General features: G+C 71.4%; 21 protein-coding genes and 2 pseudogenes. 3 read left to right on the top strand and 20 right to left on the bottom strand.

Annotated features, from left to right (window positions below; all coding sequences use genetic code 11):
• The first annotated feature begins 222 nt into the window (after positions 1-222).
• Positions 223-1,452: a cysteine--1-D-myo-inosityl 2-amino-2-deoxy-alpha-D-glucopyranoside ligase gene (gene mshC, locus ABD366_RS15680; protein ID WP_324776754.1), complete on the top strand. Its 1,230-nt coding sequence runs from the start codon at positions 223-225 to the stop codon at positions 1,450-1,452.
• A 152-nt stretch (positions 1,453-1,604) separates the two neighbouring features.
• On the opposite strand, the gene ABD366_RS15675 is transcribed toward mshC, so the two are convergent.
• The 15 genes and pseudogenes from ABD366_RS15675 to ABD366_RS15605 all read right to left on the bottom strand — a co-directional run bounded on the left by ABD366_RS15675 (position 1,605) and on the right by ABD366_RS15605 (position 16,222).
• On the bottom strand, positions 1,605-2,255 hold the full coding sequence (locus tag ABD366_RS15675; protein ID WP_324776752.1) for a hypothetical protein: 651 nt from the start codon (positions 2,253-2,255) through the stop codon (positions 1,605-1,607).
• A gap of 38 nt (positions 2,256-2,293) precedes the next feature.
• Complete coding sequence (locus ABD366_RS15670) at positions 2,294-4,045, bottom strand: S8 family peptidase (protein WP_324776750.1); 1,752 nt, start codon at positions 4,043-4,045, stop codon at positions 2,294-2,296.
• Positions 4,046-4,371: 326 nt separating this feature from the next.
• Positions 4,372-5,337 carry a PAC2 family protein gene (locus ABD366_RS15665; protein ID WP_324776748.1) on the bottom strand — a complete coding sequence of 322 codons (966 nt, stop codon included), beginning with the start codon at positions 5,335-5,337 and terminating at the stop codon, positions 4,372-4,374.
• A gap of 161 nt (positions 5,338-5,498) precedes the next feature.
• Entirely contained in the window at positions 5,499-6,170 is a 672-nt protein-coding gene (locus ABD366_RS15660) for a FadR/GntR family transcriptional regulator (protein ID WP_324776746.1), read from the bottom strand.
• Positions 6,171-6,281: 111 nt separating this feature from the next.
• Positions 6,282-7,283 carry an aromatic ring-hydroxylating dioxygenase subunit alpha gene (locus tag ABD366_RS15655; RefSeq protein ID WP_324776744.1) on the bottom strand — a complete coding sequence of 334 codons (1,002 nt, stop codon included), beginning with the start codon at positions 7,281-7,283 and terminating at the stop codon, positions 6,282-6,284.
• A 5-nt stretch (positions 7,284-7,288) separates the two neighbouring features.
• Positions 7,289-7,519: a recombinase-like helix-turn-helix domain-containing protein gene (locus tag ABD366_RS15650; RefSeq protein ID WP_324776742.1), complete on the bottom strand. Its 231-nt coding sequence runs from the start codon at positions 7,517-7,519 to the stop codon at positions 7,289-7,291.
• A gap of 20 nt (positions 7,520-7,539) precedes the next feature.
• Positions 7,540-8,484, bottom strand: a complete 945-nt coding sequence (locus ABD366_RS15645) for a PDR/VanB family oxidoreductase (RefSeq protein ID WP_324776740.1) — start codon at positions 8,482-8,484, stop codon at positions 7,540-7,542.
• Positions 8,485-8,496: 12 nt separating this feature from the next.
• The gene (locus ABD366_RS15640; RefSeq protein ID WP_324776738.1) at positions 8,497-10,122 is read right to left on the bottom strand and encodes a thiamine pyrophosphate-binding protein; all 1,626 of its coding nucleotides are present in this window, start codon (positions 10,120-10,122) and stop codon (positions 8,497-8,499) included.
• Between the two features lie 33 nt (positions 10,123-10,155).
• On the bottom strand, positions 10,156-10,932 hold the full coding sequence (locus tag ABD366_RS15635; protein WP_324776736.1) for an SDR family oxidoreductase: 777 nt from the start codon (positions 10,930-10,932) through the stop codon (positions 10,156-10,158).
• Positions 10,933-10,951: 19 nt separating this feature from the next.
• Positions 10,952-11,707, bottom strand: a complete 756-nt coding sequence (locus ABD366_RS15630) for an SDR family oxidoreductase (protein ID WP_324776734.1) — start codon at positions 11,705-11,707, stop codon at positions 10,952-10,954.
• Positions 11,700-12,221 carry a cupin domain-containing protein gene (locus ABD366_RS15625; RefSeq protein WP_324776732.1) on the bottom strand — a complete coding sequence of 174 codons (522 nt, stop codon included), beginning with the start codon at positions 12,219-12,221 and terminating at the stop codon, positions 11,700-11,702. Before ABD366_RS15625 ends, ABD366_RS15630 begins: the two co-directional genes overlap by 8 nt.
• Positions 12,212-13,018: pseudogene (locus tag ABD366_RS15620) on the bottom strand (alpha/beta fold hydrolase). Before ABD366_RS15620 ends, ABD366_RS15625 begins: the two are co-directional and overlap by 10 nt.
• Positions 13,015-13,812 carry an aspartate dehydrogenase domain-containing protein gene (locus tag ABD366_RS15615; RefSeq protein ID WP_324776730.1) on the bottom strand — a complete coding sequence of 266 codons (798 nt, stop codon included), beginning with the start codon at positions 13,810-13,812 and terminating at the stop codon, positions 13,015-13,017. Before ABD366_RS15615 ends, ABD366_RS15620 begins: the two are co-directional and overlap by 4 nt.
• Positions 13,809-14,714, bottom strand: a complete 906-nt coding sequence (locus ABD366_RS15610) for a VOC family protein (RefSeq protein ID WP_324776728.1) — start codon at positions 14,712-14,714, stop codon at positions 13,809-13,811. The genes ABD366_RS15615 and ABD366_RS15610 overlap by 4 nt, the downstream gene beginning before the upstream one ends.
• 23 nt (positions 14,715-14,737) lie before the next feature.
• Positions 14,738-16,222: an aldehyde dehydrogenase gene (locus tag ABD366_RS15605; RefSeq protein WP_324776726.1), complete on the bottom strand. Its 1,485-nt coding sequence runs from the start codon at positions 16,220-16,222 to the stop codon at positions 14,738-14,740.
• A gap of 257 nt (positions 16,223-16,479) precedes the next feature.
• On the opposite strand from ABD366_RS15605, the gene ABD366_RS15600 reads away from it, so the two are divergent.
• Positions 16,480-17,844 (top strand): MFS transporter, encoded by a 1,365-nt coding sequence (locus tag ABD366_RS15600; RefSeq protein WP_324776724.1) that lies wholly within the window; start codon positions 16,480-16,482, stop codon positions 17,842-17,844.
• 125 nt (positions 17,845-17,969) lie between these two features.
• The gene (locus tag ABD366_RS15595; RefSeq protein ID WP_324776722.1) at positions 17,970-18,497 is read left to right on the top strand and encodes a MarR family winged helix-turn-helix transcriptional regulator; all 528 of its coding nucleotides are present in this window, start codon (positions 17,970-17,972) and stop codon (positions 18,495-18,497) included.
• A gap of 7 nt (positions 18,498-18,504) precedes the next feature.
• Here ABD366_RS15595 and ABD366_RS15590 read toward each other — a convergent pair whose 3' ends face one another.
• From ABD366_RS15590 to ABD366_RS15570, 5 genes and pseudogenes are all read right to left on the bottom strand, one after another.
• A complete protein-coding gene (locus ABD366_RS15590) occupies positions 18,505-19,563 on the bottom strand; it encodes an LLM class flavin-dependent oxidoreductase (RefSeq protein ID WP_324776720.1) in 1,059 nt (352 codons plus the stop codon).
• Between the two features lie 18 nt (positions 19,564-19,581).
• Positions 19,582-20,186 (bottom strand): annotated as a pseudogene (locus ABD366_RS15585) (LLM class oxidoreductase); the annotation flags it as partial.
• A 192-nt stretch (positions 20,187-20,378) separates the two neighbouring features.
• Positions 20,379-21,998, bottom strand: coding sequence for a glycerol-3-phosphate dehydrogenase/oxidase (locus tag ABD366_RS15580; protein WP_324776718.1), 1,620 nt, complete (start codon positions 21,996-21,998; stop codon positions 20,379-20,381).
• A gap of 9 nt (positions 21,999-22,007) precedes the next feature.
• Positions 22,008-23,546: a glycerol kinase GlpK gene (gene glpK, locus ABD366_RS15575; RefSeq protein WP_324776716.1), complete on the bottom strand. Its 1,539-nt coding sequence runs from the start codon at positions 23,544-23,546 to the stop codon at positions 22,008-22,010.
• A gap of 59 nt (positions 23,547-23,605) precedes the next feature.
• Entirely contained in the window at positions 23,606-24,397 is a 792-nt protein-coding gene (locus tag ABD366_RS15570; protein WP_324776714.1) for an MIP/aquaporin family protein, read from the bottom strand.
• Positions 24,398-24,613 lie beyond the last annotated feature (216 nt).

The following is a 24,613-nucleotide window of genomic DNA, read 5'->3' as shown; positions in this document are numbered from 1 at the left end:
GCGAGATCGAGACGGATCGGCGCAGCCCCTCGCCCTGGATCCGGCCCGGATCCAGGGCGCCGGCCGGAACTCGGCGCGTGGGGCGGCCGGACAAGATCCGGGCCGCCGCCGGGCGGTAGCGGGCGGCACATGATCGCGCAAGAGGGCCTCATCGGCCAGCGGACCAGGTCCGCACCCAGGTCCGGTTCGTATGCGGAAGCTCCGTCCGGTTACGCTCAAGGCATGCATGCCTGGCCCGCTTCTGAGGTCCCCGCCCTGCCTGGCAAGGGCCGCGACCTTCGGATCCACGACACCGCGACCGATGGGCTCGTCTCACTCGACCCCGGTCCCGTCGCCCGTATCTACGTCTGCGGCATCACGCCGTACGACGCGACCCATATGGGTCACGCGGCGACTTACAACGCGTTCGACCTCGTGCAGCGCGTGTGGCTCGACACCAAGCGGCAGGTTCACTACGTCCAGAACGTGACGGACGTCGACGACCCGCTGCTGGAGCGGGCCGTCCGCGACGGCATCGACTGGGCCGGCCTCGCCGAGCGCGAGACCGCCCTGTTCCGCGAGGACATGACCGCCCTGCGGATGCTGCCGCCGCGGCACTACATAGGCGCCGTCGAGGCCATACCCGGCATCGTGCCGCTCGTCGAACGGCTCCGTGACAGCGGTGCCGCCTACGAGCTCGAGGGCGACACCTACTTCTCCGTCGAGGCCGACCCGCACTTCGGCTCCGTCTCGAACCTCGACGCCGAGGCGATGCGGCTGCTCTCCGCCGAGCGCGGCGGCGACCCGGACCGCCCGGGCAAGAAGAACCCGCTCGACCCGATGCTGTGGATGGCCGCACGCGACGGCGAGCCCAGCTGGGACGGCGGTTCGCTGGGCCGGGGGCGCCCCGGCTGGCACATCGAGTGTGTCGCCATCGCCCTCGACCACCTCGGCATGGGCTTCGACGTCCAGGGCGGCGGCTCCGACCTCGCGTTCCCGCACCACGAGATGGGCGCCTCGCACGCGCAGGCGCTGACCGGCGAGTTCCCGATGGCCAAGGCGTACGTCCACGCCGGGATGGTCGGGCTCGACGGCGAGAAGATGTCCAAGTCCAAGGGCAATCTGGTCTTCGTCTCGCAGCTGCGGCGCGACGGGGTCGACCCGGCCGCGATCCGGCTCGCGCTCCTCGCCAACCACTACCGGGCCGACTGGGAGTGGACGGATCAGGTCCTCGCGGATGCGGTGGCCCGGCTGGGGCGGTGGCGGGCTGCCGTGTCGCGGGCGGACGGGCCTTCGGCCGAGGGGGTTGTCGAGGAGATCCGGGCCGCGTTGGCCGAGGATCTGGATTCGCCCGCGGCGTTGGTTGCCGTTGACCGGTGGGCGGAGCTTCAGTCTGCCGACGGTGGGGCCGATACGGGTGCGCCCGGCGTTGTGTCCCGGGCCGTCGATGCTCTGCTCGGGGTCGCGCTGTAGGACACGGGGCTCTGCCCCGGACCCCGCTCCTCAATCGCCGGAGGGGCTGGGATCGGCTGCGTTGTACGTGGGAGAGGGGCGCTTCCTCCCTGGGAGGAAGCGCCCCTCGTTTCACTTGGTGCGGTCGGATCCGGTGAGCCGGATCCGGTGGGTCAGATCTTGCGCACGTGGATGCTGCGCAGAACCTGCGGCGTGCCCGAGTCCCAGATGCCGACGACCTGCTGGCCGAACGCGAAGGCTTCCTGGACCTGGTCGTGGGTCTGCGCGTTGGGGTTGGCGAAGATCCGGAACTGGTTCTGGATCCGCAGCGCGATGAGGCTGGGCTGCCCGGGCAGCGGCTGCACCACGTCGATGTAGGCGTCCGCGATACCGGCCTGCAGCACCTGCTGCTGGACCTGCTGCTGGGCGTGCTGCACCGCGATCTGGGCGATCTGGTGGAGATGCTGCTGCACCTGCTGCTCGACCTGCTGCTGCTGGCCCTGGCCCTGGCCCTGCTGCTGGCCCATCTGCTGCTGCTGGCCGCCGAGCTGCTGGAGCAGGCCCTGGAAGGGCTGCTGCTGGCCGAGCTGCTGAAGCTGCTCGAGCGAGCCGCTCATCCCCATCGGCTGCTGCTGGCCGTAGCCCTGCTGGCCGAACGGCTGCTGCTGCTGGCCGAAGCCCTGCTGCCCGAACGGCTGCTGCTGCTGGCCGAACGGCTGCTGCTGGCCGAAGCCCTGCTGCCCGAACGGCTGCTGCTGCTGGTAGGGCGACGTGCTCGGGAACTGCTGTCCTTGCTGCTGACCCATCTGGGGGGTGATGCTCATGCGGGTGCCACCTTCCATCAATGGTTGGTTGCGTTGCGTCAGCCGGTGATCACCAGGCCGACGATCTCGTCGTCCGAGAACCAGACACGTACATCGGGCCGTCCCCCCGCGAAGGCGGAGTGCACCGCCTGGCGGATGTCAGGGGACGGATTGGTCAAATTGCGCCATGCACCCGCCACGAAAAGCCTGATCCGCGGCGGGAGTTCGGGGGGATACGGGAGCAGCTCGTCCCAGTACCGCTCGGCCTGGCCCGAGCCGACCGACGACGGCAGCACGTTGGTGACCGCCGCCTTCAGGTCGGGCCGGTTGCCGATGCGCTGCGAGGCGGGCCGGCCGGGCGCGTCCTGCTGCGGTGAGCCGGTCGCCCGCAGGACCTCACGCGCACGCTGCGACGTCATCGGGCGCTGGCCTCCGGCCTTGAGCATGCCCTGGAGGGAGGCCAGCGCGCCGACGACCACCGGGGAGGCGGACGAGGTGCCGGAGAACGTATCCGTGTACCAGGCGATCTCCTCGCTGCCGCCCTGCAGATCGCCGGGCCGGTCCCAGGAGCCGCCGGTGGTGGTGACCTCCCGGCCCCAGCCCTGCGCGTCCAGGCGCGCACCGTAGTTGGAGAAGGAGAGGCGCGAGCGGTCCGGGCCGTGGTCGCGGCCGTGTGTGCCGGGCGGCGGTGCGCCGGCGCCCACGAGGACCGAGCCCGAGGACTTGTTCGACGGATTGAACGGGTTGTGCCACCACGACGGGAACTCGTCGGGGCGCCGCTCGTACAGCGCGTCGTCGAGGGATTCCGCGCCGTTGCCCGCCGCGCCGACGACCACGACGCCCTTCGACGTCGCGTACTTGATCGCGGCGAAGTCGTCCGGCCACCACTCCAGGGGGATGTAGCCCCGCTGGTCGTCGCGGGCCGCGTAGTCGAACCGCGGGCCCGGGCGGTGCAGTTCGATCAGCAGGATGTCGCCGGGGGAGAGGCGCTCCGTGGCCGCGAAGATCGCCGCCGCCGTGCCCACGCCCTGGAACGACGCCGCCGCCGTCACGGCCTCCGGCGCGATGCCGGTGACCCCGAACTCTCCCCGGTCGCCGCCGATCACGCCGAGCACCGCCGTGCCGTGGTTGCGCCAGGCCACGTCCGAGATCGGCGTGCCGACCACGATGCCGGCCAGCTTCGCCGACAGGTCCTCGTGCCCGAGCTGCCAGGCGCCCTCCACGTCGATGACGGTGATGCCCTCGCCGCTGCCGCCGAGCCGCTGCCACGCCCAGTACGCGTCCACGCCCTCCGGCGCGGGGCCCAGATAGCGCTGGCGGGCGGTGAAGTCCGGGGTCGCGGCGGTCTTCTCCTTCATGCGCCGCGCCTCGTCGGACTCCTCCGGCATGGCGGCGGGCACCGCGCCCGGCTTCACGTACGCCGTCACGATCCCGGGCAGTGCCGCGATGCGGGCCCGCAGTTCCTGGGTGCGGTCCGTGCCGCCGCGCACCCGGTAGAAGAGCGCCAGATCGGGGAAGTCCGCCCCGGCCTCCGCTGCCTCGGACACCCCCCGCAGCCGCTCCTCACTGCCGAACAGCGGTTCCAGAGTGAGCTGTTCGTCGCCCAGGAACATGTTCAGGGCCGATACGTCGGTGCCCGCCGCAGAGCGCACTCCATCGGTCTGGACGCGCAACTGGGCCTCGGGGCGCGCCAGGACGATCAGTTCCTCCTCCGCCCCGTGATAGGTGAAGCCGGATCCATCCGGCCCGGGCCCGGCCGCTCCAGGCCCCGCCCCAGGGCCTCGCGCCGATTCCGCGTGCTGATCGGTCATCGCTCCACAGCTCCCCTCGCCATGTCCGGTCGTACGGGTGTGCCTGCGCCGCGCTCACAGGGGCACACCTTGCTACGGCCGCGCCCGCTCGTCCACCCCCCAATTTCCCCAGAGCGTTTGAGAACAAGTTGAAAGGGGAACCCCCTGCAACTCGCTGCAATCCACACCGAATGCGATGTCACGCCATAAACCGGCCAAAGGGAAAGTGGCACATGACAGCGGGAACGACGAGAGGCGGGCGCCCGCGGCACCGGTCACCCGGTACCGCAGACGCCCGCCTGCTGCTTTCTTGCCCTACTGCCCTACTGCCCTACTGCCCTACTGCCCTACTCGTCGCCGTCCTCGTTCTCCGGGCGCGGTGGCTTCGGCGGGCGGGTCCGGCCGCTCGGGTTGTCCCTGAGGTAGCTCGAACCGTCCCCGCCGTCCGTCGCGTGCCCGCTGGGCGGGGCGCCCGGATCCCGGCGCCGCAGATAGCGCTCGAACTCGCGGGCGATGGCCTCGCCGGTCGCCTCGGGCAGCTCCGCGGTGTCCCGCGCCTCCTCCAGGCTCTGGACGTACTCGGCGACCTCGCTGTCCTCCGCGGCCAGCTGGTCGACGCCCACCTGCCAGGCGCGCGCGTCCTCGGGCAGTTCGCCCAGCGGGATGCGCAGGTCGATCAGGTCCTCCAGGCGGTTCAGGAGCGCCAGCGTCGCCTTCGGGTTCGGCGGCTGGGAGACGTAGTGCGGGACCGCCGCCCACAGGGAGACCGCCGGGACACCCGCGTGCGTGCACGCCTCCTGGAGGATGCCGACGATGCCCGTCGGGCCCTCGTACTTGGTCTCCTCCAGATCCATGCGCGTAGCGAGATCCGGATCGGACGTGACGCCCGACACCGGCACGGGGCGCGTGTGCGGGGTGTCACCGAGCAGCGCGCCCAGGATGACGACCAGTTCGACGCCCAGCTCGTGCGCGAAGCCCAGGATCTCGTTGCAGAACGAGCGCCAGCGCATGGACGGCTCGATACCCCTGACAAGGACCAGGTCACGCGGCTTCTCGCCGCCGATGCGGACCACCGAGAGCCGGGTCGTCGGCCAGGTGACCTTGCGCACACCGTCCTCCAGCCACACCGTGGGCCGGTTGACCTGGAAGTCGTAGTAGTCCTCGGCGTCCAGCGCCGCGAACACCTCGCCCTTCCACTCCTTGTCGAGATGCGCGACCGCGGTGGAGGCGGCGTCGCCGGCGTCGTTCCAGCCCTCGAACGCGGCCACCATGACCGGGTCGACCAGCTCGGGAACCCCCTCGAGCTCGATCACCCAGCGCCTCCTTCCGACGTTCCCTCGCGTACCTGCCCACCTTACGGCGTCCGCGGGGACCCTCCGCAGCCCCCTGGAACCCGGGGGCTGCCGGGAACACTGCCCCGAGTCGGACGATCGCACTCCACCCCGGCCGGCCCCGCCGTCACAGGGCCGGGTGGTCACAGCGTCGAGCGCAGCCACTGCTCCACGCTCGCGATGTGCACCGTCGCCCACGAGCGGGCCGCCTCCGCGTCGCCGTCGCGCAGCGCCGCGAGGATCGCCCGGTGCTCGCGCAGGGTGCGGCCGACCGCGTCCTCCTGGGTCAGGCCGCGCCAGACGCGGGCCCGGGTGGTCGGCCCGGACAGACCGTCGAGGAGGGAGCACAGGACCGAGTTGCCGCAGGCCCTGACGATGCCCCGGTGGAAGTCGAGGTCGGCGGCGACCAGCTCCTCCACCGACGGCGCGGTGCCCAGGGCGTCCAGCTGGGCCGCGAGCGCGTCGAGCTGTTCGTCGGCGATCAGGGTCGCGGCCATCGCCGTCGCCGCGGGCTCCAGGATGCGGCGGACGGCGAGGAATTCCAGGACCGTGTCGTCGCGGTGGAAGTCGACCACGAAACTCAGTGCCTCGAGCAGCAGTTGAGGGTCGAGACTGGTGACGTACGTGCCGTCGCCCTGGCGTACGTCCAGGATGCGGATCAGCGACAGCGCGCGCACCGCCTCACGCAGGGAGTTGCGCGACAGGCCGAGCTCCGCGGCGAGTTCGCTCTCCTTGGGGAGCCGGTCGCCGGGGCGCAGCGCGCCCGAGACGATCATGCCCTTGATCTTCTCGATGGCCTCGTCGGTGACGGCCATGGAGGCCCCCTCTGCTCGTCTCCGGAGGGCAGATACCTCCGATGTCCCGGACCATTATGTGGTCACGAGCCGAGGGGGCGGACGGAGTCCCCCGTCGTGCGAGGGCCGGGGTCACGCGGAGGCCTGCTCCTCGGCGCCCGCGCGGTAGAGGCGGCGCAGCCGGACCACGCCGAGGTCGTGCTGGTAGAGGTTCTCGCGCTGGTCGGCGTCGGCCGGCATGGCCTCCAGCATCACCCGGTCCTGCTCCAGCACCTCCCAGTGCCGTTCCTCGATCAGCGTCTTGTAGAGGAACCGCCAGCTGTCGCGCTGCCAGCCCCGGACCGTGCGGTAGCGCCAGAAGAAGACGGCGCAGCGCTCCGCGTCGACCGGGCGCACCATGCCGACGATGCCGAACGGGCCGCCGGGGCCCGCCGACGGCGGATACGGGATCGACAGGTCGACCCAGTCCACGCCGGTGCGGCACAGCTCGACCCAGTCGAAGTTGACGCCCCGCTGGTCGGTCTTCTCGAAGAAGTAGCCGCGCTCGGTCTCCCGGATACGGAACTTGGCGGTGGTGTCACCGTCGAACATCGTGTGCGAGTCGTGGTGCAGGAACGCGCCGTGCATCGGGTCGAGCAGGTTCTCGACGGCGTAGCGCCACGGCACGTTCCACTCGGCGTAGCAGAGGATCGCCTCGACGTCCGGATCGGTGAGCGGCTCGGGGAGCGTCAACTCGACCGGCCCCGGATGCTGTTCGGTGCCGAAGTAGGCGAGGACCGCGCCCGACACCTCCCGCACGGGGAGCGAGACGACGAGCTGTTTGCCCTCCAGGTTGCAGCCCGGCAGGCCCGGCACGGAGGAGACCGTGCCGTCCGTCTCGACCTCCACGCCGTGGTACCAGCAGGCCACCCGGTCGCCCAGGTGTTTGCCGAGGGAGAGCGGGGCGCCGCGGTGCGGACAGCGGTCGGCGAGCATGCTCAGGGTGCCGTCGGAGCGGCGGAACAGCAGCCACTGCTCGCCGAGGACGGTGACCTTGCGCATCGCGCCGGGCGCGACGAACGAGGACGGCACGACCGGGTGCCACTGGCCGCGCAGGCCCGTCGCGTACAGGTGATCGGCGGTCGGGGTGGTCATGGCGGTCACGCTCCCAGTCGGTGCATCTCGGCGCGGAAGGATTCCTCGGTCCAGGGCGCCCCGTCGGGCGCGTGGACCTGGCGGGCGTTCAACCCCCGCACCACGTCGGCGAGTTCATGGCCGTCCTTGGTGAAGACCTCTTCGAGGGTGGCGGCCAGCTTGTACTCGTAGGGGCTCGGCTCGTGCGTACGGGACTGATGGATGTCCAGGTACGGCCAGTCGGTCGTGGTGTGCATACGTGTCTCCAGTGGGTCGGTCACAGGTCGAGGACGAGGCGGCCCGACGCGCGGCGCGAGACGCAGATCATCATCGAGGTGTTGGCGGCGCGCTCGGCGTCGGAGAGCAGGAAGTCGCGGTGGTCGGGGGCGCCGTCGAGCACCCGCGTCTCGCAGGAGCCGCAGATGCCGTCACGGCAGGAGCTGGCCACGTCGAGCCCGGCCTGCTCGGCCGCCGCGAGGATCGAGGTGTCCGCGCCGACGGTGAGGGTGAGCCCGGAGGCACGGCACTCGACCTCGAACTCGGCGTCGTCCGCGGTCCGTTCGGCAACCGGCGCCGCGAACCGCTCGACCCGCAGCCGCTCCGCCGGGCACACCGCTTCGACCGCGGCGAGCAGCGGCTCGGGTCCGCAGCAGTAGACGAGCGCGCCCTCGGGCAGCTCCGCGAGGGCCGAGGCCAGATCGATATGGCCCAGCTCGTCCTGCGGTACGAGCGTCAAGGTGCCGCCCAGCGCCCCGAGTTCGTCGGTGAACGCCATCGAGGCGCGGCTGCGGCCGCCGTACACCATCCGCCACGCGGCGCCCCGCCGCGCGGCGTCCCGGGCCATCGCGAGGATCGGGGTGACGCCGATGCCGCCCGCGACGAACACGTACGCGGGCGCCTCCTCCAAGGCGAAGTGGTTCCGTGGCTCGGACACCGTCACCTGCTGGCCGGGCCGCAGCGCTGTATGCACATGGCGTGAACCGCCGCGCGACGACGGCTCGTTGAGGACGCCGATACGGTACGTGCCGGTCGCCGCGGGGTCACCGCACAGGCTGTACTGCCGGATCTGCCCGCCCACGTGCACGTCGACATGGGCGCCCGGCTCCCAGGCGGGCAGCGGCTTGCCGTCGGGGTGGGTCAGCTCGACGGACAGGACGCCGTCGGCCTCCCACGTCATGCGGCGGACGAGCAGGGACAGGTGACGCTCTTCGGTCGTCGTCATGGCGCGGCCTCCCTACGCGGTGGGGATCTTCACGGGCGGGGTGAACGGGTTCTTCATCGGGCCGAGCGCCGCCAGGTCCACCTCGACGAGCGTCGGCCCGTCCGAGGCGACCGCCTCCTCGATCACCGGCTGGGCGTCCTCGGCGTCCGCGATGCGCAGATACGGCAGCCGGCAGGCGCGGGCGAGCAGTTCGAAGTCGGGCGTGGTCAGGTCGACGCCGGAGCGGCGCTCGCCGTAGCGGTCCTGCATGTTGCGCAGCACGCCGTAGCCGCCGTCGTTGAAGACGAGGACGGTCAGGCGGGGCCTTTCCTGGGCGACCGTGAGGAGTTCGCCCAGGTGCACGGCGAGGCCGCCGTCGCCCGCGACGACCACGGTGGGCCGCCCGGGCGCGGCGAGCGCGGCGCCGATGCCCATGCCGAGGCCCTGCCCGATGCCGCCGCCGCGCGGGAACACATTGGACTTCGGGTCGTACATCTCCAGCAGCCGGTTGCCCCAGCTGCTGGACGCGATGGTGACGTCCCGGGCGACGACCGCGTCCCGGGGGAGCGCGGCGCGCAGGGCGTCGCAGATCGCGGCCTGCGGGCCGATGTTCTCGTGCAGCGCGGCGCGGACGTCGGCGCGGACCCGCCCGACGCGCCGCGTCCACTCCGGGTCGGCGCTACGGGCATGGGGGAGCAGCGCGGACAGCACATCGGCGGCGTCGCCGTGCAGGGCGTGCGCGGCCGGGTGGACACGGCCCAGCGCCGCCGCGTCCACGTCGATCTGGATGTGGGCGGCGGGCAGGGCGAGCCCGTAGTCCGCCGTCTCGTTGGACCGGAAGTGCGTGCCGACGCTCACCAGGACATCCGCGTCGGCGAGCAGTGCGCGCCCCGCCGGGGTCGTCGCGAAGTTGCCGACGACCTGCGGGTGGTCCTCGGGGACGGCGCCGCGCCCGGAATTGGAGGTGAGGAGCCCGGCACCGGTCGCCTCGACGAGGGCGGCGAGTTCCGTACGGGCGCGGGTGGCGCCGCCGCCGGCCCAGATCAGGGGGCGTCGAGCCGACTCCAACAGGCGCCCGGCCGCCTGTAGTCGATCCGCTTCCGGCGTCGGCCGCTTCGGCTCCGGAGCCTGTACGGGGGCATCGTCCTGGGCCGCGTACTGAAGATCGATGGGCCACTCGACGCTCGCCGGGCCGCCGGGTGAGGCCAGCGCGGCGCGGGCCGCCTCCCGCAGCACCCGGCCCGCGTCCCCTGCGGACGGCACCGTGGCGGCGTACGCCGAGACGGCCCGCAACATGCCGAGCTGGTCCTTCGTCTCGTGGATGAAGCCCCGCCCGCTGCCCAGGTACGCGGTCTCTACCTGGCCGGTGACGTGCAGCACGGACGTGCCGGAGGCGAGCGCCTCGACGAGCGAGCCCGCCGCGTTGCCCGCGCCGGTGCCGGTCGAGGTCAGCGCGCAGCCGATCGAGCCGCGGGCCCGGCCGTAGGCGTCAGCGGCGTTCACCGCGCTCGCCTCGTGCCGCACCGGGACGAAGCGCAGCTCGCGGTCGACGGCCTCGACCAGCGGCAGATTGTGCACGGAGACGATCCCGAAGACCGTGTCGATGCCGAGTTCCTTCAGGACAGCGACGAGGAGGTCGCCCCCATTGGCGTAACGCATGCGCGCTCCTCAGAGAGGTCAGGTGGGAAAGTTTCAGAGAATCCCGCGGCCGACTCCGCCGCAGACGTCGATGCTGGTTCCGGTGATGTACGAGGCCCGGGGCGCGAGCAGGGTGAGGACCGCGTACGCCACCTCCTCGGCCCTGCCGAGCCGGCCGAGGGCGATGCCGCGGTCGGCGGCCAGCTCCGCCTGCCAGTCCTCGTAAGGGAGACCGGAGTCCGCGGCGGCGTGGCGGCGCGTCCACTGGCCGGTGTCGATCAGGCCGAGGCAGACGGAGTTGACCCGGATGCCGTCGGCGGCGAGTTCCGTGGCGAGGGACTTGGAGAGGTTGAGGATGCCGGCGCGGGCCGCGCTCGTCGTGATGAGCCGGGGCTCGGGCTGCTTGGCGAGGACGGCGTTGACATTGACGACGGACGCCGCGTCGGACGCCTTGAGCAGGGACCGGGCGGCCTGAAGGGGATTGAGCACGCCCGCGAACTTCAGCTCCAGTTCGTCCCGCCAGTCGTCCGGGGTCGTCTCGTGGAGGCGCTTCATACGGGACTGCCCGGCGTTGTTGACCAGCCCGTCGAGCCGTCCGCCGAACGCCTCGGCGGCCGTGTCCACGAAGCCGCGGACGGCATCGGCGTCCCGTACGTCGCACACGGCCGTGAACAGCCGCTCGTGCGCGCCGATCCGCTCCAGCCGCTCGGCGTCCCGTCCGCACGTGGCGACGTGGGCACCCTCGTCGAGCAGGGCGCGGACCGTGGCCAGGCCGACGCCCGAGCTGCCTCCGGTGACCACATAGGTCCGGTCGGCGAGGCCCAGATCCATAACTGCCAGCTCCTGTACGTCAGTTCATCGTGAAGCCGCCGTTGACGGCGATCACTTGTCCGGTGAGGTAGCGCGACTCCTCGGAGAGGAGGAAGGAGGCCAGGCCGGTCAGGTCGTCGGGCCGCTGGGCCCGCGGGATCGCCCGGTTCGCGGCGTAGAGGCCGTGCCGTTCGGCGGGCACCGTCTCGGTCGCCTCGCACTCGGTGAGGCCGGGCGCGAGCGCGTTCACGGTGATGCCGCGCGGGCCGAGCTCCCGGGCCATGGCCCTGGTCAGGGCGATGACGGCGCCCTTGGAAGTGATGTAGTGCGCGAGGCGCGGGGAGCCGTAGAGCGCCGCGTCGGACGCGATGTTCACGATGCGGCCCACCGGCCCGAACAGCGGGTGCAGAGCCTTCGCCACGAGCCAGGGGCCACGCGCGTTCACCGCCATCAGACGGTCCCAGGCCTCGACGCCGATGTACTGGAACTCCCTGCCACCGACTCCGTTGGCGAGCGCGGCGTTGTTGACGAGGCCGTACAGCGGCCCCAAGCCACGTACGAACGCAGCGAGGTCGGCGACCGAGTCCGGGTCGGCGACATCGCACCGCACGAAGCGGGCGTCGACCCCCTCGGCGCGCAACTCCTCCGCCGCCCGGGAGCCCCGCTCCGCGTCGACCTCGGCGACGACGACCCGGAAGCCGTCGGTGCCGGCCCGGCGGGCCATGGCCAGACCCAGACCACGGCCCGCCCCGGTCACGACGACCGTACGCAGGTCGTCGGAGGACTGCTCAGTCACGGGTGACGCCGTGCATCGGCGAGTACGCGGGATACGACGGGACCTGCGGCTTCTGGGTGCCGATGACGACGCAGAACAGCGCGTCGGTGTCGCCCTCGTTCTTCAGCGAGCGGGTCACCCCGGCCGGGACCACGATCATGTCGCGGTAGCCCAGCGTGCGGTACTCGACCTCGTCCGCGCCGCGGTGCACGCCCACCCGGACCTCGCCCTCCAGGACGAAGAACGCCTCCTCCACGTCGTGGTGGGTGTGGGCCGGGCCCTCGGCGCCGGGCGGCAGCAGCATGTTGGAGAAGGTGAAGCCGCCTGAGGGGATGATCCGGCTGTCGCCCTCGTGGTTGCCGGTGGCACCGGAGCCGACGTAGCGGATCTGGCCGCGGCGGTACTGCGGACCCGCCTTCTCCTGGAAGGAGAGCGTGTCGAAGTCGGCGACGCGGGATTCCTTCGAAGCGATGAGGGAGTCGGTGTACGCGGCCAGGTCGTCGCCGTTGTCGTACGCGGTGGTGGTCAGAGGCATGATGACGTCCTTTGCTGAGGTTGAGGCTGGGCGGTGACGATGTGCAGGTGGGACAGGACCCAGGCGTTGAACCGCTCGGGCTGTTCCTGGTTGGCCAGGTGACCGGCGTCCTTGACGATCACGAAGGCGGTCTTGTGCAGGGCCCCGGCGAGGACCTGGGAGGCCTCGACGCCGGTGACCGTGTCGCGGTCGCCGCACACGACGAGCGCGGGCGCGGCGACGGCGGACAGTTCGGGGCGCAGATCGGCGCCGGCCATGGCCTCGGCGGCGTACCCGTAGCCGGGCAGCCGGACCGCGCCGGCCATGGTGTCGACGACCCGCTCGACGAGTGCGGCGGGGGCCAGGTCCGAGACGAGGCGCGGCCCTCGCTTCTCGGCGAACGCGCGGGGGCCGAGCGCGGCCAGCTCATCGGCGCGCGCCCGCATCCCGGCGGCCTTCGCCTCGTCCGTACCCGACCCGGCGCTGGAGTCGGCGAGCACGAGCGAGGCCACGAGCTCCGGGTGGCGCGTGGCGAGCCGGACCGCGATCACGCCGCCCTAGGACACGCCAAGGACGTGTGCCGGCGAGCCGTACGAGCGGATCACGTCGGCCGCCGCGTCCGCGAACCCGTCCAGGTCGAGCGGGCCCGCGGGATCGGGGGACCGGCCGTACCCGGGTGCGTCCCAGGCGACGACGCGGACGTGCCCGGCGAGAGCGTCGAGCTGCGGGGCGAACGCCGCCGACGACGAGCCGATCCCGTGCAGGCACAGCAGCAGCGGGCCGTCCGATCCGGCTTCCTCCAAGTGAACGGCGGTCACAGGATCTGCCCCGACCGCCGGGCCAGCGCGGAGAGGGAGCGCAGCACCGCGTAGGGCACGACCTGGCTGGTCGCCGGGTTCGCCGGATCGGGGCGGTGCGCCACCTCGAAGCGGTAGGCGCCGTGCGGCCCGGACGCCTCGATCACGTGCCGGGTCCGCTCGGCCGCCGGATCGGCGACGACCCGGACCCGCACAGCGTCCAGGTCGCCGACGGCGAGTGCGACCGAGGCCGCCACGTTCGTCGACTTCGGGAACTTCACGGGCACGTCCCGCGCGGTGCCGGACATGACCTCGACGGGCCCGGACGCCGCACGCATCCGCTCCAGCAGCTCCGCGTCCATCCACGGCTGTTCGAGGGTCGACGGCAGCTTCGTCGTCGTCAGGCTCACCTCGTCCAGCGGGCCGAGGGAGCGCACGGCCTGGAGCAGGTCGAGGCCGCCGACGGCGCCGCCGGTGAAGTAGACCCGGCCGGGCCCGGCGGCGAGCAGCTTCTTGGCGAGTTCCTCGTCGGTGAGGGCCCCGGTGGAGGCCACCAGCAGATCGGTGCCCGCGGTGAGGACGCGCTCGCCCCATTCCCGTACGACACCCTGACCCGCGGCCTCCACGATCAGGTCGGAGCGCTCGATGGCGTCCTCGAAGGAGACCTGCGGCGCGGGCGCCGCGTCGCCGAGCGGACGGTTGTCGACGATGCAGGCCAACTCGGCGCCCCGCACGCCCTGTTGTGCGAGCGCCGTGCCGACGACGCGCCCGATCGCGCCCCATCCGACAAGCCCCACAGCGAGTGTCCTGGTCATACCTGCACTCCTTCCGGCCGGCCGGCCATGTGACAGCGGATCTCCTTCGACGGCGCCCCCGCAGTGCCCCACAGATCGGACAGCTCGGGCACGCGCCGCCACACCTTCGCGATCCACCGGTCCTCGACGACCTGCGCGACCTCGGACGTGTACTCGCAGACGAGCCCGGTCGGGTCGGTGAAGTAGGAGAAGGTGTTGTTGCCGGGCCCGTGCCGGCCGGGACCCCACTTCGGGACGATCCCGTGGTGGCGCAGACGGCCCAGGCCCCGCATGAAGTGGTCGACCGAACTCATCTCGTACGCCACGTGGTTGAGGGAGACCCACTCGGCCTGGTTGAACGCGATGCAATGGTGGTCCGCGTTGCAGCGCAGGAACGCCATCTGGTGCTCGGACCAGTCGGAGACGCGCAGGCCGAGCACGTCGCGGTAGAAGGCGACGGCGGCGTCGATGTCGGGCGTGTTCAGCACGGTGTGCGTGACGCCGACCGGCACGGCCTCCTCGCGGCCGCGCGGCCGGACCGCCCAGGTCTCGGCGGACAGCTCGACCAGCCGGCCCTCGTGGTCGTGCAACCGCAAGCCGTAGCCGCCGCCGACCTGGTCGAGCGGCCCGGGTCCGGAGACCGGCACGAGGCCGCGCGCCTCGAGCCGCCGCGCCGCCTCGTCGATCTCGGCGGGGGTGGCGACCGCGAACACGAGGCAGCCGAGGCCGGTGCGCTCGGAGCGGGTCAGCTGGAGGGCGTGGTGCTCGTCGCCGGTGCCGCGCAGCCAGCTCGCGCTGTGCTCGGACTCGACGACCTCCAGGCCCCACGCGTCCTCGTAGAAGTCGGTGGCCTCGGCGAAGGAGGGGGTGAGCAGCTCGACGGAGCGCAGGGCGCGCAGCCGGGCTATCGGGGGGTGTGACATCGGGAACTCCGTCGCGGAAGTGGTCAGTTGGCCCAGGGGAGCGGGGTGTCGGAGATGCCCCAGTACAGGGACTTCTGGCGTTGGTAGGCGCGGATGGCGTCACGTCCCTTCTCCGTGCCGAGCCCGCTGTCCTTCCTCCCGCTGAACGGGGTGGACGCGCTGAACTGCTTGTACGTGTTGATCCACACGGTGCCCGCGTCGATCCGGCGGGCCAGGCGCCAGGCCGCGCGGTGGTCCCGGGTCCAGATCCCGCAGGCAAGGCCGTACACGGAGTCGTTGGCCTGGCGTACCAGGTCGTCCTCGTCGTCGTAGGGCAGCGTGACCAGGACCGGGCCGAAGATCTCCTCCTGGCAGGTGCGCGAGGAGTTCGGCAGGCCGGTGAGGACGGTGGGCAGGTAGTACGCGCCCTGCCCGTACCCGGTGCCTTCGGGCGCCGCGCCGCCGCACAGCACCTCGGCGCCTTCGGAGCGGGCCAGGTCCACGTAGGCGGCGACCGAGTCGCGGTGCTCGGCGTGGACCAGCGGACCCACCTGGGTGTCGGGCGCGGTACCGGGGCCGACGCGCAACTTCCCTACGCGCGTGACAAGTTCGCGCACGAATTCGTCGTGGATCTCACGGGCCACGAAGAGCCGCGAGCCGGCGATGCAGGACTGCCCGCTGGAGGAGAAGATGCCGAACATGACGCCTGCCAGGGCCTGTTCGAGGTCGGCGTCGGCCCGCACGATCGTGGGTGACTTCCCGCCCAGCTCGAGGGAGGCCGGAATGAGCTTCTGCGCCGCGATCGCCGCGATGGACCGGCCGGTCTTCGTGCCGCCGGTGAATCCGATCCTGCCGACCAGTGGATGCCGGACGACCGCGTCCCCGACCACCCGGCCGCTGCCCGGCAGGACGGACAGCAGGGCGGTGGGCAGGCCGAGTTCGGTGAGGGCTCGTGTGATGAGGCGGCCGAGCGCGAGGGAGACGAGGGGTGTCCAGGCGGCGGGTTTGAGCAGCACCGCGTTGCCCGCCGCCAGCGCGGGAGCGATCTTCTGCGCGTCGCTGGCGACCGGGGAGTTCCAGGGGTTGATCGCGCCGACGACACCGATCGGCTCGTGCACGCTCATCGTGACGTACGCGCCGCGCGAGGGCGTCAGAGCCTCCTCTGCGGTCTCCAGCGCGGCCGCCGTGTAGCGGAAGGTGCCGGCCGCGCTGAGCGCGAGCGCCCTCGTCTCGGTGAGGGTTTTGCCGGTGTCCGCGGTCTGCGTGGCGGCCAGCTCGTCGGCGGCCTCCTCGGTCAACTCCGCGATGCGGTAGAGGAGTCGGGCCCGCTGATGGGGGAGGAGGTCGCGCCAGGCCGGGTCGACCGCGGCCCGCGCCGCCGCCAGCGCCGCCTCGTCGACCTCTTCGGCGGACGCGGCGTGCACGGTGGCGAGCACCTCTCCGGTGGCCGGGTCGACGGTGTCGAAGGGCTCGCCGCCACCGCGACGCCACCTGCCCGCTACGAGGATCTCGGTGAGGGTCTTGGGCACGGCGAACCTCCGGGAGGCGGACGGGACACGACAGCGGACGGGGCACGGCAGGGAGCAGGGCTGCAACCCGGAGCCGGCGACCGGAGCGGGAATCGCTCAAGTGCTAGAAAGCTAAGCGCTTAAATGTTTCTCCGCAAGACCCACCATGGTTGCGGTTGTTGTTCATATACCTAAGTGCCTAACCATTGACCACTTAGGTGTTGCCTCCTACTGTCGGCGGAACTCCTCTGTTCGCGTGTTCGCGGAAGGACCCCTCCATGACGACTGTGGCCGGTAAACAGGGCCTCGGCTCGATCGCAGCCAGGCTCGAACGGCTGCCGCACTCCCGCTGGCACGTCAAGGTCCGATTCCTGATCGGCGCCGTGACCTTCTTCGAGGCCTTCGACCAGCTCCTGGCCGCCTCCGCCCTGCCCGTCCTGATGAAGGAGTGGCACCTCACGACGGGCCAGGCCACCTTCGCCGTCACCACCGGCTCCGTCGGCATGCTCTTCGGCGCGCTGCTCGCGGGCTGGCTCGGGGACCGGATCGGCCGGGTGCGCACCGTCGCCCTCGGCGTGGCCACGACCGGCCTCGCCAGCCTGGCCGTCGCCACGGCGAACGGCATCGAACTGTTCTCGCTCTTCCGGTTCGTGCAGGGCCTCGGCATCGGCGGCGTCGTCCCCGTCGCGGCCACCTACATCAACGAGATCGCCCGCTCCGACAAGCGCGGCCGCTTCGTCCTGCTCTACGAGATGATCTTCCCGGCCGGGCTCGCGGCCGCCAGCCTCGTCGCCGTGTGGGTCGTGCCGAACCTCGGCTGGCGCGCGATGTTCCTGATCGGCGCGCTGCCCGTCCTGGTCGCGGTCCTGCTGCCCCGGCACGTGGCTGAATCGCCCCGCTGGCTGCTCTCGCAGGGCCGGACCGAGGAGGCCGAGCGGGTCATCGCCCGCATCGAGGCGGAGGTCGAGAAGTCGGTCGGCGAACCCCTGCCCAAGCCCTCCGACACGCCCCCGGAAGAGGTGCGGCGGGGGCGCCTGCGCGATCTGTTCACCGGCCGCTATCTGCGCCGCACCACCGTCCTGTCGGCCCTGTGGTTCGTCGCCTACTACGTCAACCACGGCATCTCGACCTGGCTGCCGTCGCTCTACACCAAGAACTTCGGCCTCGATCTGACCACGGCGCTCGTCTACACCCTGCTGAGCAACATCACGGGGCTGCTCGGCACGTTCGCCGTCGCGCTCGTCATCGACCGGATCGGCCGCCGCCCCGCCCTGGCCACAGCGCTCGGCGGCGCGGCCCTGGCCCTCGGGACGCTGGCCCTCGCCGGCGTCACCTCCGGGCTCCAGGTCGCCGTCTTCGCCTCCTGCACGACCTTCTTCGTCTACGCGATCAACGCGGGCCTCTACCTCTACTCGCCCGAGCTGTACCCGACCTCGAACCGGGCCAGGGGCGCGGCGTTCGGCGGCCTGTGGAACCGGCTCGGGGTGATCCTCGGCCCCATCACGGTCGGCGCGATCCTCGGCTCCGGCGGCAGCCTCAGCCTCGTCTTCGTGCAACTGGCGTGCGTGGCGGGGGCCGGCGCCGTGATCGCGCTGTTCGCCGTGGAGACGAAGGGACGGACGCTGGAGGAACTCAACGCGTAGTCGACCCGGGGGTGGCGCCTGGTCGTCCCCCGGGCTGCACCGGCCGCCCGTGATCACTTCAGGGGTAGGATTTTCAGGGGCGTACGATTCCGCGCCTCACCCAGGGAGCGTGCGAGGGGGCGGGAATGGCCGAGCGGAAGGTGACGCGGCAGGACGCCGTGACACAGATCGTGGCGGACTGGGCGCGCGAGCGGCCCGAGCTCGACACCGCCCCGCTGGAGGTGCTGGCCCGCCTGCACCGCTCGTTCCTGCGGTACAACACCAAGCTCAACGCCTCGATCGAGCGGCACGGCCTGTCCGTCGCCGGGTTCGACGTCCTGACCGCGCTGCGCCGCTCCGGGAAGCCGTACCGGCTCACCGCGGGACAGCTCGCCGACTCCGGACTCGTCTCCTCCGCGGGCGTCACCCTGCGCATGGACCGCCTGGAGAAGGACGGCCTGATCGTGCGGGAGCGGGACGCCGACGACCGGCGCGTCGTCTACTCCCGGCTGACCGGTACGGGCCTGGCCAAGGTCGACGAGGTCTTCGCCGAGCACCTGGACAACGAGGCCCGGATGCTCGCCGGGCTCTCTCCGTCCGAGCGACGCCAACTCGCGCGTCTGCTGGGCAAGTTGGAGCGCTCCATCGTCGACTCGGACGAAGCGGGACAGTAGCCCGGGTTCACTCCCACAGTGTGCTCGGCGCCTCCTCGCGTACGACCGGCGCGATCTCCTCGGCGAACCGCTGCAACGTCTCGATCTGCTCGTCCGTCCCCTGCCCGAAGGTGTCGACGGTGACGGACTGCAGATCGTGCCGGTACACCTCGTGGTACCCGAGGATCTTGTCGATGATCTGCTGCGGCGAGCCGATGAGCTGCGGCCCGTCCGCGATGGCGTCCTCGATCGTACGGAACGGCGTGTTGTAGCCCGCCTTCCCCGCGAGGTGCGGCTTGAAGGTCTGGGCGACCTTCGCCTCGTACAGCTCCTTGTACCGCGCGACGGCCTGCTCGTGCGTGTCCGCGATCAGCAGCCCGCCCGAGCCCGCCGCCACGTGCGCCCGCGCCGGGTCGTGCCCGTACGCCTCGAACCGCTCCCGGTAGTGCTCGATGAGCTTCGCGTACGCCGCCCGCGGCTGGACCGCGTTCGCCGTGAACAGCGGATCGCCGTGTTGCGCCGCCAGCTCGGGCGAGTTGAGGGAGGTCGCCGAACCGTGCCAGACGCGGGGGAGGCCCGCGTACGGGCGCGGCACCGTCGTCACCCCCTTCAGAGCGGGCCGGAACTCGCCCTCCCAGTCGACCCCCTCCTCGGTCCACAGCCGGCGCAGCAGCTCGTACTTCTCCTTCTGGAGATCCCACTGACGCGCCTCGTCGAGGCCGAACAGATCGAAGTGGCCCGCTTCCGCGCCCTTGCCGATGACCAGCTCGACGCGGCCGTGCGAGAGCTGGTCGAGCGTCGCGTAGTCCTCCGCGACCCGCACCGGGTCGAGGATCGCGACGACCGTGACCCCCGTGAGGAGCCTGATCCGCGTCGTCCGCGCCGCCAGCGCGCCGAGCACCACGGTCGGGCTCGACGACAGGAACGCGCCCGCATGACGCTCGCCGACCGCGTACGCGTCATAGCCGAGCTGCTCCGCCGCCGCGCCGACATCGACGACCTGAGTCAACCGGGCCGCTGCGGAGGGGAGTTCACCCGTCAGCGGGTGCGGGGCGTGACCGATGATGGACAGGACCTGGAACTTCATGGTGCCCCTTCTCGCGTGTCATATCAGGTGCCACTCCCGGGCCGGCAGCTCGTACGACCGCACCCGGTCGCCGTGCTCGTGCGTGATCGTCGTCACCAGCAACTCGTCCGCCCCGGTGGCCCGTTGCAGCGCCGTCAGTCGCTTTGCCACCGTCCCGGCGGAGCCCACGAACTGGGTGTCCACCCGGTCGGCCACCAACGCCCGGTCCTCCTGCGTCCATCGATGCCGCCGCGCCTCCTCGGGTGTCGGGTACGGGATCGCCCCCTCGCCGCTGCGGATGGACCGCACCCACGGCGCGTACCCGGCGGCCAGCTCCCGCGCGGCCGCGTCGTCCTCGCCCACGACTCCGGCTGCTGAAGAAGCTCCAACTGCCGCTGAAAGCGCGGTGATTGCAGGAGCCGCCCGAATCCGGTGAACCGGGGCGGGACGTAGAGCCCCTCGTCCGTGAAGGTGCCCTCGCCCGGCCCGGCGCCCCCGGCGGCCCCCGGCGGCGCGGCACCGCGGGGCCGCCCGGAGCGTCCGAGCCCGAGATCGATCCGCCCGGGGAAGAAGACGTCGAGGATCCCGAACTCCTCCACCACCGACAGCGGCGTGCGGTGCCCGAGCAGCACCGCGCGGTCTCCCGCGGAGCGGTGGCCGCGTCGGAGCCGGAGGTCAGGGGCACGAGATCGAGCACGGAGAGCGGAACCGGAGGCATACCTCCACTCTCGCTCCCGGACATTGCGGAGGTATGTACGCTGCATGGCAGTGCCCGGGGACGCAGGAGGGGCGGCTCCCCGCGTGGGAGCCGCCCCTCTTCGCATGAACCGGCAGGTCTACTTCTTCTTCTCGAGGAGCGCCTGCACCTTGCCGCGCACCTCGTCCGTGGCCAGGCCCCGGATCGTCAGCGTGGTGCGGCGGCGCAGCACGTCGTCCGGCGTCTGGGCCCACTCGTGGTCACGCGCGTAGGCGACCTGCGCCCAGATCTCCGGCGCGTCCGGGTGCACGCGCTCGCCGAGCTCCGGGTTCTCGTTGGCCAGACGCGCGATGTCGAAGGCCAGCGAACCGTAGTGCGTCGCCAGGTGCTTCGCGGTGTCGGCGGCCATGCGCGGGCCGGGCGCCGGGTTGTCCACCAGGAGGCGGTGCGCGACGGCCCGCGGGTTGGCGACACCGGGCAGCGGCATCCGCTTCGGCAGCTCGTTGATCGGCTCGAAGTCGTCGCCGAGCGGGTGGCCCGGCAGCGACTCCAGCTTCTTCATCACCGTACGGCCGATGTGGCGGAACGTCGTCCACTTGCCGCCCGCGACGGACAGCATGCCCGCCCGGCCCTCGGTGACGACCGTCTCGCGCTTGGCCTTCGAGGTGTCACCGGGACCGCCCGGCAGCACCCGCAGACCCGCGAACGAGTACGTGATGAGATCCCGCTTCAGCTGCTGGTCGCGTACGGAGAAGGCGGCCTCGTCCAGGATCTGGTCGATGTCCTTCTCGGTGACCGACACATCCGCCGGGTCGCCCTCGTACTCCTCGTCGGTCGTACCGAGCAGCAGCATGTCCTCCCACGGGAGGGCGAACGTGATGCGGTACTTGTCGATCGGGGTGGCGAGCGCGGCCTTCCACGGGGAGGTCCGCTTCAGGACCAGGTGCGCGCCCTTGGAGAGGCGGATGGACGGGGCCGCGTCCGGGTCCTCCATCTTGCGCAGGTGGTCGACCCACGGGCCCGTCGCGTTGAGCACGAGCCGCGCGTTCACACCGAACTCGTCACCGCTCGTGCGGTCCTTCAGCTCCGCGCCCGTGACCCGGCCCTTGCTGAAGCGCAGGCCGGTGACCTCGGCGTGGTTGAGGACGACGGCGCCCGCGTCGACGGCCGCGCGGACCGTCATCAGCGCCATCCGCGCGTCGTTCATCTGGTCGTCGCCGTACACGGCCACGGCCTTCAGGTTCTCGGTCCGCAGCTCGGGCACGTCCTGCTGCGCCTTGCCGGGGGAGAGCAGGTGGCCGACGCCGTCACCGAACGCCGACAGGGCGCTGTACGCGAAGACGCCCGCGCCCAGCTTGGCCGCGCCGTGCGGGCCGCCCTTGTAGACGGGCAGGTAGAAGGTGAGCGGGTTGGCGAGGTGGGGCGCCACGTTCCGGGACACGGCACGCCGCTCGAAGTGGTTCTCCGCGACGAGCTTCACCGCGCCGGTCTGCAGGTAGCGCAGACCGCCGTGGAGCAGCTTCGAGGAGGCGGAGGAGGTGGCGCCGGCGAAGTCGCCGGCGTCGACCAGGGCCACCCTGAGACCGGACTGCGCCGCGTGCCAGGCAGTGGAGATGCCCAGAATGCCGCCGCCGATCACCAGGAGGTCGTACGTCGCCTTGGAAAGCTGCTCGCGGGTCTCGGCGCGGCTCGGGTTGGAGCCGGCGGCCGGGTGCGTTCCGAGGGCAGGCACGGTCTGCAGGGTGGACTGGGTAGTCATGGTGGGGTCTTACTCCTCGTCTTCGAGCCAGCCCATGGACCGCTGTACGGCCTTGAGCCAGCTCTTGTACTCACGGTCGCGGGTGTCCGCGTCCATGCGGGGCGTCCACTCGGCGGCCCGGCGCCAGTTGGCACGCAGGTCGTCGGTGCTGGACCAGAAGCCGACGGCGAGACCGGCGGCGTAGGCGGCACCGAGGCAGGTCGTCTCGGCGACCATCGGACGCACCACAGGGGCGTCCAGGAAGTCCGAGAGGGTCTGCATCAGCAGGTTGTTGGAGGTCATGCCGCCGTCGACCTTGAGGGCCGTGAGCTCGACGCCGGAGTCCTTCGTCATGGCGTCGCTGATCTCACGGGTCTGCCAGGCCGTGGCCTCCAGGACGGCGCGCGCGATGTGCGCCTTGGTGACGTACCGGGTCAGACCGGTGATCACACCGCGGGCGTCGGGGCGCCAGTACGGGGCGAACAGACCGGAGAAGGCCGGCACGAAGTACGCGCCGCCGTTGTCCTCGACCGACGACGCGAGCGTCTCGATCTCGGCGGCGGACTTGATGAGGCCCATCTGGTCGCGCATCCACTGCACCAGTGAACCGGTGACCGCGATGGAGCCTTCCAGGGCGTAGACCGGCTTCTCGTCGCCGATCTGGTAGCCGACCGTGGTCAGCAGCCCGGAGTAGGAGTTGATGGCCTTGTCACCGGTGTTGATCAGCATGAAGGTGCCGGTGCCGTACGTCGACTTGGCCTCGCCCTCGGCGAAACAGGTCTGGCCGAACAGGGCCGCCTGCTGGTCGCCGAGCGCCGAGGCGACGGGGACACCGCGCAGGACGTCGCCGAGCGTGCCGCCGGTGACCTCGCCGTAGACCTCGGCGGAGGAACGGATCTCGGGCAGCATGTTCATGGGCACGCCGATGGAGGAGCAGATGCGCTCGTCCCACTTCATCTCGTGCAGGTTCATCAGCATCGTGCGCGAGGCGTTGGTGACGTCGGTGACGTGCTTGCCGCCGTCGACCCCGCCGGTCAGGTTCCAGATGACCCAGCTGTCCATCGTGCCGAAGAGGATGTCGCCGGCCTCGGCGCGCTCGCGCAGGCCCTCGACGTTGTCGAGCAGCCAGCGGGCCTTGGGCCCGGCGAAGTACGAGGCGAGCGGCAGCCCGGTCTCGCGGCGGAACCGGTCCTGCCCGACGTTGCGCCCGAGCTCCCGGCACAGGGCGTCGGTGCGGGTGTCCTGCCAGACGATGGCGTTGTGGACGGGCTCACCGGTGTTCTTGTCCCAGAGCAGCGTGGTCTCGCGCTGGTTGGTGATGCCGATGGCCTTGATGTCGTCGCGGGTGATGCCGGCCTTGGTGATGGCGCTGGCGACGACTTCCTGGACGTTGGCCCAGATCTCGTTCGCGTCGTGCTCGACCCAGCCCGGCTTCGGGAAGATCTGCTCGTGCTCCTTCTGGTCGACGGAGACGATACGGCCGTCCTTGTCGAACACGATGCAGCGGCTGGACGTGGTGCCCTGGTCGATCGCCGCGATGAAGGGGCCTGCGGTGTGTGCGTCGGTCACGGGGTGCTCCTGAAAAGGTTCTCGATGCTCGGGCGGGGTGCTCGCGGTGCCGGGGCGGCCTACTTGAACGCCAGGTTGTAGAGGCCACCGGCTATGGCGCCGCCGATCAGCGGACCCGCCACCGGGATCCAGGCGTACGACCAGTCGGAGCCGCCCTTGTTGGGCAGCGGGAGCAGCGCGTGCACGATGCGCGGACCGAGGTCGCGGACCGGGTTGATCGCGTAGCCCGTGGGGCCACCGAGCGAGAGACCGATGCTGACGACGACGAGCGCGGTGATCAGGGCGCCGAGGGTGCCCAGGCCGTTGCCGCCGTCGTTCAGGCCCTGCGTCAGGATGGCGAGGACCAGCACGACCGTCGCGATGATCTCCGTGATCAGGTTCTGCACGTAGTGCCGGATCTCCGGGCCCGTCGAGAAGACACCGAGCACGGGGCCCGCCTTGGGCGCGGCCTTCTGGTCGACCAGGCCGTCCTCGTCCGGCTGCGCGGCGAGGACCTCGGGGTCGGTCAGGTGCGCGTGGAACTGTCCGTAGTACGTCGCCCAGACCAGCACGGCGCCGATCATCGCGCCGAGGAGCTGCGAGCCCAGGTAGAGCGGTACGTCGCTCCACTTGGTGCCGCCCTCGATGGCGAGGCCGATGGTCACCGCGGGGTTCAGGTGGGCGCCGGAGACGCCGCCCGCGAGGTAGGCGCCGGTCAGGACCGCGAAGCCCCAACCGAAGGCGATGGCGACCCAGCCGGCCTCGTACGCCTTCGAGCGCTTGAAAGTGACGGCGGCGCAGACGCCACCGCCCAGCAGGATGAGCACGGCGGTACCGATGGTCTCGCCGATGAAGATGTCGGAGCTGGACACCCGCGACTCCTTTGTCCTTCGTCCAGGGGAAAACCGAACCCCGGGTCCCTCTCCGGTGGTCCGCGCCCAGTGAGGGCGGTTTCGGCCTGGCCTTGTCACACTCTAACGCTTATTGCCGGTAGGTGTTCGACAATGCCGACCGATGGACGCGAGTCTCGCTCCGGGGTTACTCGGTCGTCAAGGGTTCTGTTATTCAAAGCACGATCTTTATTGATC

The sequence above is a fragment of the Streptomyces kunmingensis genome, from assembly GCF_039533535.1.
GTDB classification, from domain to species: domain Bacteria; phylum Actinomycetota; class Actinomycetes; order Streptomycetales; family Streptomycetaceae; genus Streptomyces; species Streptomyces kunmingensis.
This window is presented reverse-complemented; position numbering and strand designations above follow the sequence as displayed.

Coding starts and splice junctions, on each gene's coding strand:
- mshC (WP_324776754.1), top strand. CDS start 223: ATGCATGCCTGGCCCGCTTCTGAGGTCCCCGCCCTGCCTGGCAAGGGC.
- ABD366_RS15675 (WP_324776752.1), bottom strand. CDS start 2,255: ATGAGCATCACCCCCCAGATGGGTCAGCAGCAAGGACAGCAGTTCCCG.
- ABD366_RS15670 (WP_324776750.1), bottom strand. CDS start 4,045: ATGACCGATCAGCACGCGGAATCGGCGCGAGGCCCTGGGGCGGGGCCT.
- ABD366_RS15660 (WP_324776746.1), bottom strand. CDS start 6,170: ATGGCCGTCACCGACGAGGCCATCGAGAAGATCAAGGGCATGATCGTC.
- ABD366_RS15655 (WP_324776744.1), bottom strand. CDS start 7,283: ATGACCACCCCGACCGCCGATCACCTGTACGCGACGGGCCTGCGCGGC.
- ABD366_RS15650 (WP_324776742.1), bottom strand. CDS start 7,519: ATGCACACCACGACCGACTGGCCGTACCTGGACATCCATCAGTCCCGT.
- ABD366_RS15645 (WP_324776740.1), bottom strand. CDS start 8,484: ATGACGACGACCGAAGAGCGTCACCTGTCCCTGCTCGTCCGCCGCATG.
- ABD366_RS15640 (WP_324776738.1), bottom strand. CDS start 10,122: ATGCGTTACGCCAATGGGGGCGACCTCCTCGTCGCTGTCCTGAAGGAA.
- ABD366_RS15635 (WP_324776736.1), bottom strand. CDS start 10,932: ATGGATCTGGGCCTCGCCGACCGGACCTATGTGGTCACCGGAGGCAGC.
- ABD366_RS15625 (WP_324776732.1), bottom strand. CDS start 12,221: ATGCCTCTGACCACCACCGCGTACGACAACGGCGACGACCTGGCCGCG.
- ABD366_RS15615 (WP_324776730.1), bottom strand. CDS start 13,812: ATGACCAGGACACTCGCTGTGGGGCTTGTCGGATGGGGCGCGATCGGG.
- ABD366_RS15610 (WP_324776728.1), bottom strand. CDS start 14,714: ATGTCACACCCCCCGATAGCCCGGCTGCGCGCCCTGCGCTCCGTCGAG.
- ABD366_RS15600 (WP_324776724.1), top strand. CDS start 16,480: ATGACGACTGTGGCCGGTAAACAGGGCCTCGGCTCGATCGCAGCCAGG.
- ABD366_RS15595 (WP_324776722.1), top strand. CDS start 17,970: ATGGCCGAGCGGAAGGTGACGCGGCAGGACGCCGTGACACAGATCGTG.
- ABD366_RS15590 (WP_324776720.1), bottom strand. CDS start 19,563: ATGAAGTTCCAGGTCCTGTCCATCATCGGTCACGCCCCGCACCCGCTG.
- ABD366_RS15580 (WP_324776718.1), bottom strand. CDS start 21,998: ATGACTACCCAGTCCACCCTGCAGACCGTGCCTGCCCTCGGAACGCAC.